At 42.5% G+C, this 14498-nt stretch carries 9 protein-coding genes; all 9 read left to right on the forward strand.

Features of this window, described 5'->3' with window-relative positions; genetic code table 11:
- Nucleotides 1-175 precede the first annotated feature (175 nt).
- Entirely contained in the window at nt 176-1000 is an 825-nt protein-coding gene (locus tag dnm_RS01155) for a protein phosphatase 2C domain-containing protein (protein WP_207680892.1), read from the forward strand.
- 327 nt (nt 1001-1327) lie between these two features.
- The gene (locus dnm_RS01160) at nt 1328-2041 is read left to right on the forward strand and encodes an FHA domain-containing protein (RefSeq protein WP_207680893.1); all 714 of its coding nucleotides are present in this window, start codon (nt 1328-1330) and stop codon (nt 2039-2041) included.
- 58 nt (nt 2042-2099) lie between these two features.
- A complete protein-coding gene (locus tag dnm_RS01165; protein WP_207680894.1) occupies nt 2100-2936 on the forward strand; it encodes a hypothetical protein in 837 nt (278 codons plus the stop codon).
- A gap of 150 nt (nt 2937-3086) precedes the next feature.
- Nucleotides 3087-4229 carry an alanine racemase gene (alr, locus tag dnm_RS01170; RefSeq protein ID WP_207680895.1) on the forward strand — a complete coding sequence of 381 codons (1143 nt, stop codon included), beginning with the start codon at nt 3087-3089 and terminating at the stop codon, nt 4227-4229.
- A 445-nt stretch (nt 4230-4674) separates the two neighbouring features.
- The gene (locus dnm_RS01175; RefSeq protein ID WP_207680896.1) at nt 4675-5397 is read left to right on the forward strand and encodes a substrate-binding periplasmic protein; all 723 of its coding nucleotides are present in this window, start codon (nt 4675-4677) and stop codon (nt 5395-5397) included.
- A 925-nt stretch (nt 5398-6322) separates the two neighbouring features.
- The gene (locus tag dnm_RS01180; RefSeq protein ID WP_207680897.1) at nt 6323-8311 is read left to right on the forward strand and encodes an esterase/lipase family protein; all 1989 of its coding nucleotides are present in this window, start codon (nt 6323-6325) and stop codon (nt 8309-8311) included.
- Between the two features lie 533 nt (nt 8312-8844).
- On the forward strand, nt 8845-11070 hold the full coding sequence (locus dnm_RS01185) for an ABC transporter substrate-binding protein (protein ID WP_207680898.1): 2226 nt from the start codon (nt 8845-8847) through the stop codon (nt 11068-11070).
- Entirely contained in the window at nt 11067-13370 is a 2304-nt protein-coding gene (locus tag dnm_RS01190; RefSeq protein ID WP_207680899.1) for an ABC transporter substrate-binding protein, read from the forward strand. Before dnm_RS01185 ends, dnm_RS01190 begins: the two co-directional genes overlap by 4 nt.
- A 121-nt stretch (nt 13371-13491) precedes the next feature.
- Nucleotides 13492-14442 (forward strand): substrate-binding domain-containing protein, encoded by a 951-nt coding sequence (locus dnm_RS01195; protein WP_207680900.1) that lies wholly within the window; start codon nt 13492-13494, stop codon nt 14440-14442.
- Nucleotides 14443-14498 lie beyond the last annotated feature (56 nt).

The raw sequence follows: 14498 nt of genomic DNA on the forward strand, positions 1-14498 counted from the left end.
AAAGTTCGGGCTACGACAGGAATATTTTAATTTCCTTGCGATCAAAACATCATACGAGAGGCATGAAATACAGGCTCTCGTCAGAATGGCAGAACTGGTTAAGTGACTCAGATATTAATCCTTAGAAATTATAAACCGATTTCTAATTTCCGATTTCAAGAAAGAAGGGATTTCAATGGTAATTGTTGAATCGGCAGGTATTACCGATGTAGGCAGAAAGCGGAAGGGCAACGAAGATTCCTTGTTTATGGACGACGAACTGGCACTTTATGTGGTAGCCGACGGTATGGGAGGACACCAGGCCGGAGAAGTCGCCAGCAGTCTGGTGGTAGAAACCATGGGAGATTACATGAGGCAGTTCAGGGAAAATCCGGATACGGAAGAACCGGCCAGTGGTGACAATACGTTTTCCAAGGAGGCCAATCGGCTCATTTCCGGTATCTGTCTGTCAAATGAAGTGGTCCACGACCTTTCCAACAGCAAATCTTCCTATCGGGGCATGGGATCTACGGTTTCGGCAGTTTGTTTCACCGTTGATGATACTTTCATCGCAAGTAATGTGGGGGACAGCCCGATTTACCTGATTCGAAACGGCGCGATAAAAACCTTATCTGTACCGCACACTGTTATTGCGGAACATATGGCGCTTCATCCCAACGGACCCAGGCGGTTTGGAAAAGCCTTCAGCCATATGCTCACCCGGGCCATGGGGATTGAAAAAATAGTAAGGCCTGATACATGTGAGGATCAGTGCTTTAAAAATGATATGCTGGTGATCGCTTCTGACGGCTTAAGCGATAAGGTCAAACCCAAAGAGGTTCTCTATGTGGTAAAAGACAGATCTCCGGACAAATGCTGTCAGATGCTTGTAGACATGGCCAACGAACGCGGAGGGGAAGATAATATAACCGTTATTGTGCTAAAGGTGAAAGCAATTAAACATGAAAAAACCGGAATTGCGGGGTTTTTCTCGCGGTTTGTGGACGGAATGAAGGACTGATATCTGAATAACATTCCGATTTTGATAAATAATTTATCCCATATGGAAATATAGGAACGCCCGGAAGGATAACTTGTTTATACCTCAGTCCTGAGTGCTGACCCCCGTAAACACACCGCTGGTTATGCTGAGAAGGCGTGCTGAAATGAAAGTGGCACACTTGTATTCAAATGCCGGATGCCTGGTTATAGCGGTCTGTACGGAGTAATCTTAGTATTGCGTACTACGAGTAAGGAATGATGTGCGCCAGAAGAGGTGCCGCGTGTTGAAGAAACCGTAAACCGCAGCTCGTAACGTGTAACTTGATAAAGAGAGGGATTTTTTGCGATGCCAACTTTGACACTTAAATTTAAAAAGGATTCAACAAAAATCAGGGAATATAAACTTGAAAGGGGACAGTCTGTCAGCATCGGACGGCTGGACAGTAACGATATCGTCATTGAAAACCTTGCAGTTTCGGGACACCATGCAAAAATTGACTGGGCAGGCAATGGCTTTTTGCTGACTGATCTGAAAAGCAAAAATGGTACATTTGTAAATGATCAGCTTGCCATTTCTCATTGGCTCAAGGGTAAGGATGTCATCACCATTGGCAAACATGTCCTTATTTTCGAATATGCTCAGGGAGAAGTTCAGCCGGATATGGGAGATAAGGCAATGAGCGAAACCATGGTGATGGATACTGGCAAATACCGGTCCATGCTGGCCAAAAATGTTTCAAATATAGCGGCCCAGGCTGGTGAGACAGAGAAATTAGGGATTTTGTCTTTCCTGTCCGGAGGTGACGGTGAGGTGGAACTCAGCAAGAAGCTGACCAAGCTGGGAAAAAACGCTTCTTCGGATATTGTGCTGAAAGGCTTTATGGTGGGGCAGACGGCCGCGACCATCAGCAAACGTCCTGACGGCTATTATCTCAGCTATGTGGGAGGAATTTCAAAACCAAAGGTGAACGGCAAAGCCGTAAAAGAGTCCGTCAGCCTGAAACAGTTTGATGTCATTGAGATCGGGTCAGCCAAGATGCAGTTTATTCATAAAAGCTGAAGCCCGAAATATATTCGAAATCTGATGATTCAATTTCAATATTTCCAGGAAGGGAGATATGATGGGAGCTTTGTTCAGGTCAAAAATCTTTTATGTATGCTGTGTTGTCTTTATTACAATTGTCGGTGTCACCACTTTTTTCTATTTTACCGACGAGAGAGTCGCAACAGAGCTGAGACAGATCAGGCAGCCGAATCCGAATCTTTTCTATGTGGGAATTGATGTTTCTGCAACGATTGACTCAGACACACTCGCTGATTTTAAGAATAATGTTGTTGCCCGGCTAAAGAATTTCATCGGAGATGAGGCCGTATCTTACCATGTTTCCAGCTTTGGAAATCCGGGATGCGGAAAAGCATCTTTCATGCGTGTGGTTTCCACAAAGTCACCTGCGGATGAGACAACTTTCAAATATGATGTTGAGGATAGGATTCAGGCGGTGTCTCCTGCATTGAACCCCCGACCGGGAAGGCCCCTGACAACGCCGTTATACTGTCTCCTGAAACAGGTCCTACGAGAAAGGAGCGGAGGAAAGATCATTATTTTTTCAGACTTGCTGAATGAAGAAAGTGACTGTCCCACAATACCATGCCCCTTTCCTGAAAAAGAAATAACAAAATTCGGAGCAGATAAAAAAGGTCAGATTCTTTTTCTTTATCCGACGCCTCACCCGCAAAAAGTGGACGAACAGCAGGATTTTATAACAAAAATGCAGAAACTGAGCAACCAAGGCAAAATCAGAGCATTTTTTTACCATATTCCGGATAATCCTGAGAAAAGATCAAAATTTATGAAATCTCAGTTGCAAAGCGCCATACCCGCGACCACTTTTGAAGTTGTATGGGAAAGAGCCTCCAAAATGATGGACACAATTGTTTCGGCCGTAAGGGGATGAGACTTGAAACTTGAAACTTGAAACTTGAAACTTGAAACTTGAAACTCGAAACTTGAAACTCGAAACTTGAAACTCGAAACTTGAAACTTGAAACTCGAAACTTGAAACTCGAAACTCGAAACTGATAGCTGAAAACTGAAGGCTGGAAACTTGAAACTTGTATGGGCAGAAATTGATTTAAATGCCATTGCACATAATGTGCGTGAACTAAAACGTATCATTCGCCCTGAAGTCCGTTTCATGGCAGTTGTAAAAGCAAATGCTTACGGACATGGCGATGTGGAAGTGACCCGGGAGGTTCTGAAAAACGGCGCGGATTTCCTGGCTGTTGCAAGATTAGATGAAGGTATTCAGCTTAGAAAAGCCGGCTTTGATGCTCCCATCCTGATTTTTGGCTATACCCCTCCGACCCACGCCAAAGACCTCATCGAATTCAACCTGATTCAGACCGTTTATTCTTATGAAACAGCAGAAATCCTTTCCAGGAGTGCGGCTGCACTCGGTAAAAAAATCACGGTTCATCTTAAAATTGATACTGGCATGGGAAGGCTCGGTATGGTGGTCAGTCAGCCTGGAAGAACTTATGCAAATCAACAACTGATAACTGAAATCAGGGCTATCTTATCGCTTCGGGGGCTGAAGACGGAAGGAATCTTTACCCATTTTGTGGCTTCTGACAGTTCGGACAAGTCTTTTTCAGAAAAACAGTTTGAAATATTTAGTTCTTTTTTAAATGAATTACGTCTTGCCGGTATGGATATTCCAATAAAACACGCGGCCAACAGCGGCGCTATTATTGATATGCCTGAAACGCATCTGGACATGGTACGCCCCGGGATATCTCTTTACGGCCTGTATCCGTCTCATGAAGTGGATAAAACCCGTATTGCGCTTAAACCTGCCATGATGCTGAAAGCCAAAGTGGTTCATCTGAAAAAAGTTCCCGCGGGTTTCAATGTCAGTTATGGCATGACTTATGAAACCAAAAGACCCACAACCATTGCCACGGTTCCCATCGGATATGCGGACGGCCTCAGCCGTCTGCTCTCTTCTCAGGGGGATATGCTGGTCCGCGGATGCCGTGCGCCAATTGCGGGCCGGGTATGTATGGATATGACGATGCTTGATGTGGGGCATATTCCGGAGGTCGGGATGGAAGACGAAGTGGTTATTTTCGGAAAACAGGGTCATTCATCCATAATGGCTGATGATATTGCGTCAGTTCTTAACACCATCAATTATGAAATTGTGTCAGCGATATCGGAGCGTGTGCCAAGGATTTATCTGAGATGATAAGTACCTGATCAAAAGTTTTTTATACATCTTGTTTTCCGCGAACCTCGGAGAAACCCGGCTTTTTCCTTCAGGGTCGGCGGATCATTCCGGGAAAAAAGCCGGGTTTCTTCCCCGGGCGAATATCGAAAACTTATGGTCAGGTACTTACAACTGAAGCCTTCTCTATCACATACTGAGATGATTTTTGGAAAAAAATAATCCGGTTCGCAGTTCATTCCTGAATCATCCGAGGTCCTTATTTGCTTAAATGCTGACTGCCATAAATATGCCTCTGGTTTATCCGATTATTCGTTTTTTTATTATACGGGTAAGTCATAAAATACCTGACAGATACGACAGGTTATGACAAGAAAAGGGATTTTCATGTGAAAGAGTTGAAAATCCTTTTTTTTATCATAAATTACGAACCACTGAGATCAGGAGGTTGATATGAAAAAAAAAATTGAATTTTATTTTTATCTGTCTCATAGCTGGGTTGTTTGCCTTATCTGCCCAGGCCCAAAATCAGACTCCGAAGAAAAGTAAAATAATTCTTACGACCCAGAACGTATCGCCGTATGTGATTGTCGATAAAAACGGTACGTTCAAAGGTTATGCAGCAAACTCTGTACAATATGCATTGAAAAAAATGAAGCGCCCCTATGAAATCAAAATATTTCCATGGAACCGGGCCCAGATGATGGTAAAGCGAGATATGGCAGATGGTTTTTTTCCAGCTTCACAAAATAATATTCGGGATGAATATGCGGTCATATCAGAGACAATAGCTGAACAAAAATGGAATTGGTATATGCTGAAATCAAATCCCTCAGACCCTGCGGACCCTCTTTTCAAAGAAAAGGCTACTGTGGGGGGATTTATGGGAACAAACATGTTACAATGGCTAAAAAAAAATAATTACAATATCAAAGGGAATCCTAACAATTCTGAATCATTACTTAAAATGCTTTTAAACAAACGAATTGACGCAATATTGGCCAACAATATGGAAACAGACGAAATCATAAAAAACGAAAAAATAGAGGACAGATTCAAGGTGATCACCTTAAAAGACAAACCAATGGGAATATATTTTTCAAAAATATTTTTGAAAAAAAATCCCTGTTTTTTAAAAAAATTTAACAAATATGTCCATGAATACAGATCAGGTTTGCTCAAGAAATAAGCAACATCAGCACATCAAAAAAATTCGGGGACTGAGAAGGATTTTCCGACACAGATTTCTGCTTTTCCAAGGTCAGTAGATCGAAAAGTTTCCGGACTGTGCGCGGGATAGCAAAGAAACCCGGCTTTTTCCCGGACGGGGGTACCTCCCATATGCATCAGGCTAAGAATGAGGGACGGCTGCCGGACGGGGTTTGCAACCCATATGCATCAGGCTAAGAATGCGGGACGGCTGCCGGACGGGGTTTGCAACCCCGTCCGAAACGTTTGCGGGCGGCGATCCGGAAAATATTCCGGACGGGGTTGCAAACCCCGTCCTGCAAAATCAGAGTTAATAAAAACAGTAGGTTGTAATCTTAGCCTGATGCATATGGGTTTGCAACCCCGTCCGAAACGTTTGCGGGCGGCGATCCGGAAAATATTCCGGACGGGGTTGCAAACCCCGTCCTGCAAAATCAGAGTTAATAAAAACAGTAGGTTGTAATCTTAGCCTGATGCATATGGGTTTGCAACCCCGTCCGAAACGTTTGCGGGCGGCGATCCGGAAAATATTCCGGACGGGGTTGCAAACCCCGTCCTGCAAAAAAAGGGGCACCTCCCCGCCGGAAAAAGCCGGGTTTCTCCCCATATGCATCAGGCTAAGATCGTAACTCATTGTTTTTATTAATCCGTGATCTGCCGGACGGGGTTTGCAACCCCGTCCGAAATATTTTCCGACCCCCGAAAACAAACGTTTCGGACGGGGTTGCAAACCCCGTCCGGCATTCTTAGCCTGATGCATATGGGGTTTCTCCCCCGTCCGTCCTGTGACGGCCCGAAAACTTTTCGATCTACTGAAGGTGTCCCGGAAGTGCCTGAACGCTTTGATTCAAAAAAAGAGAAACTGAGATGTTCGTAAAAAAAGCGATTGCAAAGGAGAAACAGAGATGTTCGTAAAAAAAGAAGCGATTGCCTTGGCCGGCATTGTTTATTTGTCTTTAATTTTTTATAGTTCAGCCTGCTTCGCGGGCGATATTATACCGACAGACCTTAATAAACCTGTTCCTGAAACTTCAAGTATCATTCGCTCAGAAGGCGGCCGTATCTGCACCCGTTCAAACGCGAAAATCATTGCAGGGTCTCAGCATCTGAATCACCCTGCGGAGATAATCATTCAGGATTATTTCAGAACACTGGAAAAAATTTATTTAAATGCGTCAGATACGCGGCCTTCGGTCTTAGCTGCTGTCAGAATTATCTTTTACGAAAAAGAACTTTTTCTTCAGGTGACCGTTCCGCTTATAAAATATGTTCAGCCTGCTGCTGAACTGGATGTCGTAAAACCAAATCTTACAGGCACATCATGGGCAAAAACAGATATGACCGCCATTGTCGGAGCAGATGGTTTTTCTGCGACATTTGAAGTAAGAAAACAAGGCGCGTATGCGGTTTATAATCCTGAACGCAAAGCCTGTCTCAGAGAAAAATTAAGCCAGAAAACTGTCCCGTCAGCTAAAAGCGGAACTTCCCGGGAAGGCGGAGACTGGGGGCTGATTTCTGAAAACGAAAAATCTGAAGATAAGATTCCGCTAATCCTCGTACATGGGGATAACAGTTATAAGGTAAAAAACGACAGATGGGGCGATTTTTTGAACTGGGTCTCTGACAATTCGGACGTTGATAACACTTATGAAATTTGGCGGTTTCATCATGACACGAGGAAGCGGATCGGTTTTGACGGAAACTCAGGCAATGCCAAAGAACTCGGAGACGCCATTACCCGAGAGTTCGGAACAGACAGACACATTCTGCTGTTAGCCCACAGCAGAGGCGGGCTGGTTTCCAGGGCTTATATGTGCAAATACGGAGACGGAAACCACGGAGACCGGGTTCTCGGACTGGTCACGCTAGCCACTCCTCATCATGGTTCCCCGGGGGCAGTCCCGGACTGGGGATTGCATACGATTGAAGGAAAATTCAGAGATACAAGCTTGGCGAATATTTTCTACGGATACGATGATGATGCTGTTGTGAATGTCACGGATTTCGGAACCATGGAACTGGCATGGGACAATTTTGACGGACCCGAGAATGGAATTCCATATGTTGAATTTTCATTGGAATCACATCTGGGAAATGACCACATCCTTTCCGTCATGGACGCCAATGTGGAAAATCCGAGTCTGGGCGAATCTGAGACAGATGAAACCATTTATATTCCTGATCGTTCATTTGGAACATTGGAAGAATTAAACCAGGATCAGCGGTATTTCGGTAAAATTATAGCTTATGCCGGTTATGATACTGAACTGGGTGGCTGGGAGGGATCCGTGAATTGGCTGAGTTTCTCTTTCACAGATCACGTGGGACTTGAGATCGCCACGCATGTGATGGCAGATATGGTGTCAAAAGGAGACATTCAATATTATTTTGTGGCAAATGACGGAATGGTTCCGTTACAAAGTGCCTTGTTCTTGAAAAAGGATGCTGCAAACGAACCCGTATATGAAACAGAAAAAGATAATAACTGGTTTGCACCGGATTCTTATGAAGTCAGACTGAAGGATTTTTCCGCGAGGATGAATTTCAGAAAAGCGGTTCTGTGTCCTGATTACGACCATCTTCATATGATTGAAGGCAAGGGCGGTTTGTTGTATGACAAGACAGATTACTGGGATCATGTCGCATCCAGTTTGGATGAACTGGCTAAACCATCAGAAACATCTTATGACGGGTTTACTCCTGAAGTTGTGACCATTTCCGACTCACTGCCTGCATTTTCATCCATCGTTTCTGGTGACAACTGTTTTATTCAAACGGCAAGCAATACATCTCCCATAAAAACCGGAAGGCGTTTCAGTCTTCTCGCTATGCCTATATTGCTCATTCTTGCCTTGCAGGGGTTAAGAATTAAAAAATTGAGAATTGGGAATTGAGAATTGAGAATTGAGAATTGGGAATTGGGAATTGAGAATTGAGAATTGAGAATTGAGAATTGAGAATTGAGAAAAATCTCATTCCCACGCTTCGCGTGGGAATGCAGTGCGGACGCTTCGCGTCCTGAACTTCGTCCTTGCGGCCGGAACCTTTGATATCAAAGCATTCCCATACGAAGCGTGGAAACGAAAAACAGGATACACAACTTCTCTGACCCGGTTCGACCAAAACAGCCTGTCATTCCGTTCGGCTGAGTTCGCCGAACGAAGCCTGGGAAATCAGAAATTCGTTTTTTGGCGATGCCAGGGTTCCGGGAGCAGTGGATTCCTGTTTTCGCAGGAATGACAGAAAAAAACTTGATCATCGAAATACAGGAACCAAACAACAGAATTATCACATAAAAAAGGTCTTTTATCCTTATCTGACTGTTCTCAGCCGCTCGAAAATGATTAAAAATGCATGCCCTGTCGTAGTTCCGATTTACTGAATCTTGGCATTACAGAATATGGTAGTCCTGCACAAGTAGTGATGAATGAGATTCAGTGTCCTGACAACCGGGGAACTGAACGGGATTCATCACTACCTTTGCAGGACTACCCAGAATATTATAAATTCCCATCTGATGAAAAAAACATTACTGATCATTCTTTCATCCTTTATTATATCTGGTCTGATTATTATTTTTTTCTTATGGTTCTCAGATTCCGCTTTCAGAAAAGAAGAAATTTATATTGCCGCGGCCGTCCCTCTGAGCGGAAATCACCGTTCAGAAGGTCGTGCAATGCTGAACGGGATTAAGCTGTATCTGGACAAAGTAAATCACACAGGGGGAATCAACGGAAGAAAGATAAAATTACTTATTTTTAATGATAAAAATCAGATCAGCGCCGCCATAGACGCTGCTTCAGATATTACAGAGAATGATAAGATACTGCTTGTGCTGGGACATTTTAGCAGTCCCACCTGTCTTGCAGTGGGAAGAATTTATAAAAAAAGCGGCATACCTGCCATAACCGCATCAGCCACAGCCGAAGATGTTACATTGGCAAACGGTTTATATTTCAGAATAATATCAGGCAACCGCTTTCAGGGAAATTTTATTGCCACCTATATCAGCAAATCTTTATATAAAAAATCCGCATGCATTATATTCAGCAAGGACAGATATGGAACTGAACTTGCTGAATATTTTGAAAAAAAAGCCTGTGATTTGGGAATCAGGATAAAAGGGAAATGGGGCTTTGACGCGAAAAACGGTCATCTGAATAAGGGACTGAATAAAATTATTAACAGCTTAAGAGCCATAAAAAATCCGGGAATAATCTTTGTCGCGGCCCAGGGTGACGAAGGAGCCAGGATTGTCACCACATTAAAACATGCAGGAGCGAATTACGCCATTATCGGTTCGGATGCGTTTGCGACAGATGCGTTTACTCAGCGAATCCTTAAATATCCCCAGGAACAGGCGGTCCCCGGACATTTTTCAGATGGCATTTATACGGTATCTCCGTTCTTAGCTGATATTGCCAACAAAGAAGCTCAGGTTTTCAGACAGGAATTTCTGGATAAATACAATGAGGAACCTTCATGGGTGGCAGCCTGCTATTATGATGCCGCACATGTTGCTGTTGAAGCTGTCAGACAATCCAAAAATCGGGAAAATGAGAATATACGAAAGTACCGGAGACAAATCAGAGAACACCTGGAAAATATGTCTGATCCTGAATATAACTCGGTAAAAGGCATAACCGGAAATATATTTTTTGATAAAAACAGAAATGCTAAGAATTCGCTGTCTGTGGGAATCTATAAAAAGAATAAGCTGCTTCCGGCATTTTCACAATATCGGCAACTCTTATCTGATGACAGCTCAGATCATAATATTCCCAAAGGTCCTGGTGATGAGAGCGCAATGATTGTCATTGACGAAAAAGTGATGGTAAAAACCCAGATCGTTTACACGGGAATTGATATTAACGAAATCAGCAAGTTAGATATGAAACGATTTCGTTGTACCATAGATTTCTACCTCTGGTTTCGTTTTCAGAAGGACTTTGATGATTCCAATATCGTTTTTGTGAATGCAGTGAATCCCATTAAACTGGGTAAGCCTGTCATGGAGGAGATAATAAGAAATGTCACGATTCGGACATATCGTGTGAAAGCTGATTTTAAAAGTAATTTTAATTTTTATACTTATCCTTTTGAATGTCAGGTGATACCTGTCAGGTTCCGCCATATTTCCCGGGTCGGAAGCACCCTGTGTTACGTTGCCGATGTTCCGGGATTGCCGTATCTGTACAAAAAAAATGTCAGAAAAAAAGAGATAAATGCGCTGACTGGCTGGAATATCAGCGAAATATGGGTTTATCAGAATATGATTACCCCTTCTGTTGATGACTCAGATGCTTATGATCCTCAGAATCCGATTTCTTATTCTCAGTTCAATGCTGCCATCCGAATAAAAAAACAGGGCATGGATGCTGCTTTAAAAATTTGTTTTCCTTTTTTTATTATCACTGTGATATTATTTTTAGTTTACTTTGTGCCATCCGACAGAATTGAAATTAAGATATCAATGCTCATGGGTGTTCTGACAACAACTGCCATTTATCACTCGGAGATCAGATCAGATATACCAGCAGAACATATATTAGCGATTGAATATGCTTTTTTTACAATATACGGAGCAGCAGCAATATTTACCATAATATCCCTGATGACTTACAAGCAGCAAAAACAGAGAACCGCTTTATGAAAAAAAATCTGCTCATACATCTGCTGTTCATATCTGTCTGTCTGATTGTGTTCTCTCTGTCGTATATCGTCCCCCGTCTGAAAAAAGAAATTATTTATATTGCGCTTGCAGGACCGATGAGCGGCTCTTATAAAAAATGGGGACAGGAAATGTTAAAAGGAAGCCTTCTGTATCTCGATAAAATTCGTAACCAAGGCGGAGGGCCTGAAAACAAAAAAATAGAACTGATTATAACAGACGATCATCGAGATGAGCGTACCGCGATAAGAGAGGCTGTCAAACTTGTATCTGAAAACAAGGCATTACTCGTACTCGGACATTCAAGCAGTCCCATTTCAGTTGCCGCGGGAAACATTTATAAAAAAGGCAAAATACCCGCGATCACCGCATCTGCCACTGCTGAAAGCGTCACCCTTGAAAATGAATGGTATTTCAGAATCATACCCAACAACACCATTCAGGCGAATTTTATCGCACATTATATTAGCAGGGCATTAAACGCGACATCGGTAAGCCTCATCTTTGATCAGGACAGTTACGGTGCTTCTCTTGCAAAAAGTTTTGAAACAGCGGCCAGGGAACTGGGAATCAGTATCAGCATAAAACAGGGATTTGATATAAAAGATCCATATTTGAATAAAGAACTGGCACATATTGCAAAGAAAATAGCCGCCACAAATGATCCGGGAATGATATTTTTGGCAACCCACGGGGCCGAAGGGGTCAAACTTGTCAAATTATTAAAAGATGAAAATCCGGACACAGCATATTCCATTATCGGTCCTGACTCATTTTCTGCCCGGTCGTTTGTCGAAAGATTCAGTAAATATCCCCGGGAACAGTCATCTCCCGGACACTATTCAGATGGTATCTATGCAGCATCTCCCTATCTGATGGATATCGGCACTGAAAAAACCTATAATTTCAAACAAGAGTATATTGATAAATATAATGAAGCGCCTTCATGGATCGCAGCGTGTTATTATGACGCAATGTATGCTGCCGTCGAGGCCATTAAAAAAGCTGACATTCGGAGCAATAAAAATATAGCAAATAATCGGAAAAAAATAAGAGATGCTTTGGCAAATTTCCGCACCAACAAACATGCCATCAGAGGCATTACCGGGAATATTTGCTTTAATGCGAATGGCGATATTGAAAGACCTTATGCAATGGGTTTTTATGATAAGCAACAATTTCGGACTTCGTTTTTTCAATATCAGCAGCCAACCACCTCAAAACCTATTGATAAAATTATCAAAAAAATGCTGACAGGTGAATTGATCTCAATTAACGGAAAAATTATGAACAGGGTCCGTGTGGTATATACAGGTATTCACATTAATGAGGTGAGCAACATACGCGTGAAAAACTCCGGTTATACCATAGATTTTTACCTCTGGTTCCGTTTTCAGGACGATTTTAATGATGCTGATATTGAATTTATAAATCTTGTGATTCCGGATAAAAAGGATTCGGACAGCGAACTTGCGGATCTGCTGGATGATCAGCCGATTGTGGATCAGCCGATTATGGAGGAGGTAAAAAACGATGTTATCACCCGGGTATATCGTATAAAGGCTGATTTTAAAGCAGAATTTGATTTTCATGATTATCCCTTTGACCATCATATGATCGGTATCAGATTCCGTCATACTGACCAGACAAGAGATAAACTTATTTATATTCCGGATGAATGGGGAATGCCTCAGTCCTTGGCTCGTTTCATTCCCCGGTTCCGGAGTGAAGGCAACAAACGAAAAATACCGGTGAGACCTGTCCCCGGATGGAATATAGGGAATGACATATCATTTTACGAGAACAGCATCAGCACAATGTCCACGCTTGGCAACCCGATCTTTTTTGATGTGCAAAATATAATTACGTTTTCTCAGTTCAACGCGGCCATCCGAATTGAAAGAAAAGGGCTGAATCTGATAAAAAACTTTGTCCCAATGATCATCATGGCAGTTGTTTTGTGCCTGACCTGCCTTGTTCCGCCGAACCGGCTCGGAACCCGTGTACTGTCCTTTATGCTTATACTGATATCAAATGCCGTCTGCCATCGGATACTTTTATCAGGATTACCAGTGGAATATTTACTGACTGTGGAATACGGACTTTTTGCCATGTATTTATTCGTGACGTTCTCCGTGGGAATATCAATCTTCCTTTATATTCGACACAAACAAGGGCGGGCAATAACATTCCTCAGTTATGCGGAAAAAGTTTTTCATCCTTTTGTTGTTCTCATTGTTGCCGCATATTTTTATTTTAAATATTTTTCTTTAAAATTATGAAATATTTCTTTTAACATCTTTTTTTTAAGGGAACTTCCAACAAATAAAATACCCTGATTTCCTACATTTTCTACATTTCTGGGTATTTTATTTTTTGGAAAATCCCTAACAGAGGGGAAAAATGGAATTAAAAAATATTTTCATGGTGTTGTTTTTGGCGCTGACATTGAGCCTCATGGGATATCCTGCCATGGCAAGTGAAAGCATTTATATTATTTCTCACGCCGGAGCAGGTGATCCCTTCTGGAAGGTCGAATTTAAAGGAGCCAGAGCAGCAGCTAATGAAACAGGAGCGACGCTGACGATCCTGGCACCGGAAACACCCAATGACATTGCACAGGAGGCAGAACTGCTTAACTCAGCAATCAGGACCAGACCTGCCGGTATTGCCGTAACCATTCCTGATGCAGACAAGTTTTCAGATGCTCTGAAATCAGCCCGTAACAAAGGCATTCCCGTTATTGCATTTAATGTCCGCCCTGATGACAATGACCGTGTAAAAAATCCTTATCTTGCTTATATCGGCATGGAGGAATATCTGGCCGGCAAAGTTGCAGGCCAACATGCGTTTCTTTCAGGTAAGATTAACAAACGAGTTGTGGTTATAAACCATCAGACAGGCCATATGGGACTGGAGGCACGATTTAAAGGAATCTGTGATATCCTTTCATCAAAGGAAATTATTGTGGATAAACTGGATACAAACACTGATCCCCGGAGACTTTTAAAAGATACGCTTGAATATCTTAAAAAACATAGCGAGGTCAGCGCTGTTTTTTGTCTGGGCCCTTCCTCTTTGCATTTTATCGGAAAACTAATCAAAAAGAAAAAGCTTGATCTTTATTTGTGCAGCTTTGATATCTCTTCGGATACTTTGAATTTTATCAAACAAGGCGTGGCGGATTTTACGATTGACCAGCAGCCTTATATGCAGGGCTATTTGTCCGTAAATTTGCTGATACTGGCAGCCCGCTTCAAGATGAGCCCGCCGGATATCAACACCGGGGTCGGAATTATAGACCGCTCCAATGTTGAGGCTGTTGAAAATTTTGCAAAACAAAATATTCGGTAACAAATCCTGCCTGTAAAAACCAAAATCCGATCAGCACGTCAGTCATTATCTTGACA

Origin of the sequence: Desulfonema magnum, from assembly GCF_017377395.1 — a bacterium.
Lineage (GTDB): Bacteria > Desulfobacterota > Desulfobacteria > Desulfobacterales > 4be13 > Desulfonema_C > Desulfonema_C magnum.

Coding starts and splice junctions, on each gene's coding strand:
- dnm_RS01155 (WP_207680892.1), top strand. CDS start 176: ATGGTAATTGTTGAATCGGCAGGTATTACCGATGTAGGCAGAAAGCGG.
- dnm_RS01160 (WP_207680893.1), top strand. CDS start 1,328: ATGCCAACTTTGACACTTAAATTTAAAAAGGATTCAACAAAAATCAGG.
- dnm_RS01165 (WP_207680894.1), top strand. CDS start 2,100: ATGATGGGAGCTTTGTTCAGGTCAAAAATCTTTTATGTATGCTGTGTT.
- dnm_RS01180 (WP_207680897.1), top strand. CDS start 6,323: ATGTTCGTAAAAAAAGAAGCGATTGCCTTGGCCGGCATTGTTTATTTG.
- dnm_RS01185 (WP_207680898.1), top strand. CDS start 8,845: ATGAGATTCAGTGTCCTGACAACCGGGGAACTGAACGGGATTCATCAC.
- dnm_RS01190 (WP_207680899.1), top strand. CDS start 11,067: ATGAAAAAAAATCTGCTCATACATCTGCTGTTCATATCTGTCTGTCTG.
- dnm_RS01195 (WP_207680900.1), top strand. CDS start 13,492: ATGGAATTAAAAAATATTTTCATGGTGTTGTTTTTGGCGCTGACATTG.